Source organism: Prosthecobacter sp., assembly GCF_044373815.1.
In the GTDB taxonomy this organism is placed as follows: Bacteria; Verrucomicrobiota; Verrucomicrobiia; order Verrucomicrobiales; family Verrucomicrobiaceae; genus Prosthecobacter.
This window is the reverse complement of sequence record NZ_JBIPNG010000624.1, coordinates 1-3,202: the sequence shown is the minus strand read 5'-3', so window position 1 is coordinate 3,202 and position 3,202 is coordinate 1. Positions and strand designations below refer to the sequence as shown.

The window sequence follows — 3,202 nt, the reverse complement described above, 5'->3', positions numbered from 1 at the left end:
AGCCACCTCAGCTCAAGAAACAGCGGTCATGCGCTCACCTGTCACCACCCAGACGCCGTCGATCTTTTTCAGCACATACGTGTATGACGCGGCGCTCTTCGGACTCTTCCACCACCCGCCGGTCACCTCCGCCTCGGTGGCATTCAGAAAGCAGATGTCGCACACGATGAATATCTCACAGCCGTCCTCTCCAGTCTTCCGGTCCTTCACGCCTTTCCGGCTGATGACGCATTCGGAGGCAGGTGCCACCTTTCTTCCGGCAGCCCTCAATTCCTCAAAAAGAGCATCGGGAATATAAACATCCTCCATCACAGGCTTGCGGGGAGGGTCTGGAATCTGGGAGCCATTTGAGAAGTGCAGGGGCTCCGCAGGGCGGGTAAACTGCACCCGAAGAAAGCAGTGCTTACTGCCCTCAGCCTTCGTCTGGTATAAAAAAGCAGCACGACGGATGGCCCATTCCTCCGCCTTCTGGTTCGGCACCGTGACGGTCGGCCCCTGGATCTGGCACCAGACCACATCAGATTTCTTCACCTCACCCACCGCCTTTTGCGGCTTCTTGGCGCGACCGCACGAAACCAGCAAACAACAGATCAATCCAACCAGCAGGCACGCTTTCATGGCACCTCGCTCCACATTTGCACCCAGCCACCACCCACCCCGTGAGGAGAAGAAACAGGTGCCGCCAAAGAGTTCATGCAACGATCCTGTGACAAAACACAGTCCGCTCAAGATTGAGTGTGTGACGATTGAGACACACAGCAGCTCACCCCACCCCGCCGACAGGAGCGGAGCCGGGCCATCGCAAAATAATGCCAGGCATTTAGTTGTTGCACCCGTTGCCATTTCTCGCAGATTCCGCGCGATGAAACGTGCTCAATCCCCTGATTCCCAGATGCTCCCGCTTGAAGAGCAGCTTGTCGGTGTGAATGCGAAAACCGGCCTCTATCCCGGCGCGCGTTCGTGGTCTGGCGGGCGGTTCCGTGTGCTCGGCAAAGGGCCGCTGGAGTCTTATTGCTACCACGTCATGTCACGCACCTGCGGCGGCGAGGTGCTGTTTGATGAGGTGGAAAAAGAGGCGCTGCGCCGCGTCATCTGGCGCATGGCCGAATTCTCCGGCATCAAGGTGGTCACCTACTGCATCATGGGCAATCACTTCCATCTCCTCGCCGAGGTGCCGCACCGCGACACCTGGCTGCAGCGCTTTGAGGGCCCCGAGGGCGAGTCGCGGTTGTTCGATCACCTGCGCACCCTCTACAGCCGCGCCTATCTGGGCCTGCTGCGTGATGAACTCGCCGACTTCCGCGCTCGCGGCATGGCCGTCCTCGCTGAGCAGCGGATCGACGCCCTGAAAAAGCGCTTCTGCGACCTCTCCCTCTTCGTCAAAGAGGTGAAGGAACGCTTCAGCCGCTGGTTCAACAAACGTCGTGGCCGCCGTGGCACGCTGTGGATGGACCGCTTCAAAAGCGTGCTCGTCGAAGGCAAAGGCGAGCCCCTGCGCACCATGGCAGCCTACATCGATCTCAATCCCGTGCGCGCCGGCCTTGTCAAAGATCCCAAGGACTACCGCTGGTGCGGCTACGCCGAGGCCCTCGGCGGCAGTCGCAGAGCCCAGCGCGGCCTGTGCAAGGCCCAGGGCAAACCGGTGGACGGCTGGAAGACCGCCGGCGCAGCAGCCGCCTACCGATGCCTCCTGCACGCCGAGGGGCGCGAGGTCAAAGACGCGCAGAATGAGAAAGTGGTATCTCGTGGCATCAGCGCGGATTCCGCACGCACCGTGCTGGCGGAAAAAGGCAGGCTCAGCCCCGGCGAACTCGTGCACCTGCGCGTGCGCTACTTCACAGACGGCGTGGCTCTAGGCAGCAAGGAATTCGTGGACGGCATCTTCACCGCGCAGCGCGATCAGTTCGGCCCCCGGCGCAAAATCGGAGCCCGGCGCATGACGGAATCAGACGCCCCCTTCTACACGCTGCGCCAGCTCCGGATCAAGCCCCTGGGCTGACCATCCCCCCTAGCCTTCCGTTGGGTGAAATGCCGCACATGGAACGGCTCCTGGGTGCAGGAGTTGTGGCAACAAAAGCAGCCGCGTGGCCCATTCACGCGGCCCGCTCAGCAGCAAGCCGCACCGTTTTTTCTCCACGCGGCGCAGCGTCCCTGCCTCCCACCAAAACCTGCGCCTCCCCCAAAAACTCCTTCAAACAAAATCTAGGGTGACACACGGCCTTTCCACGCTTCTCTCGCAGCTTCGGCCCTATGACGACTACCGACGCCCTACGCATTCTCGATCTCACCGCCCCCATATCCCGGGCGCAGCTCACCACCGCCTACCAGGACGCCCTCCTCGTCTGGTGCGTCGGCCGCTTTGAGGGAAATCCCGAGCTCATCGCCAAGGCCAACACCCAAAGCGCCGGGGTCAAAGCCGCCCACGCCCTGCTGCAGGCCGTGCCGGACGGGGCCTTCCCCTTTATAAAAGCCAAGGCCAGCAGCCGCACTTCGCGCCACTCGCCCTCCTCCCAGCCCCTGCCCGCTCCCAAGCGCCCCTTTGCATCGCAGCAGCAACACCAGCAGCCCCCGTCCTTCTCGCAGCCACCACCGCCCCCGCAGCAGCCTTGGGAGGCCACCTCCGCAGCACAGCCCCGCGCCTCCCGCCCTCGCCCTGTCTCCCAGCCAGCCGAGCCCCAGCCGCTGGTAAAAAAAACCGCCAGCACGCTCGCCCGCATCGCCATCGGCCTCTCCGTTGGCGCCGCCGTCCTAGGGCTCGCCTTCTTCCTCCAGTTCCCCTCCCAGCCCCCCGCAGCATCAGCCGCCACCGCCACCACCTCAGAGAGCACCCCTGCCCCGCCTACCACCGCACCTCCCACCACCCTCGCAGATACCACCCCTCTGCCCGAGCTCCGCACCCGTGCCGAGCAGGGAGAGGTGCAGGCGCAGCGCCTCCTCGGCCAGCGACTGCTCAATGGCGATGGCGTGCCCAAGGACGCCGCAGAGGCCGTCAAGTGGCTCCGCCTCGCCGCAGACCATGGCGATGGCAGGGCGCAGTACCTCCTCGGCGGCGCCTACTTCCAGGGCAGTGGCGTTGCCAAAGACGAGATCGCCGCGCTCACCTGGGTCCGCAAAGCCGCCGCGCAGGGAGACCCCAATGCGCAGTTTGACCTCGGCGAGTTCTACCTCCGTGGCGTCGGCGTGGTCAAAGACTTCGCTGAAG

The 3,202-nt window shown here is 63.6% G+C and carries 3 protein-coding genes; 2 read left to right on the top strand and 1 reads right to left on the bottom strand.

Going from position 1 to position 3,202, the window contains the following annotated elements; translation table 11 throughout:
- Nucleotides 1–12 precede the first annotated feature (12 nt).
- Nucleotides 13–618: a hypothetical protein gene (locus ACIREA_RS29305; protein WP_397385865.1), complete on the bottom strand. Its 606-nt coding sequence runs from the start codon at nt 616–618 to the stop codon at nt 13–15.
- Nucleotides 619–892: 274 nt separating this feature from the next.
- Here ACIREA_RS29305 and ACIREA_RS29300 point away from each other — a divergent pair, with 274 nt between their 5' ends.
- Both ACIREA_RS29300 and ACIREA_RS29295 read left to right on the top strand, forming a co-directional pair.
- Complete coding sequence (locus ACIREA_RS29300; protein WP_397385864.1) at nt 893–1,999, top strand: transposase; 1,107 nt, start codon at nt 893–895, stop codon at nt 1,997–1,999.
- Between the two features lie 251 nt (nt 2,000–2,250).
- A partial coding sequence (locus tag ACIREA_RS29295; protein WP_397385863.1) for a tetratricopeptide repeat protein occupies nt 2,251–3,202 on the top strand: 952 nt, incomplete at its 3' end.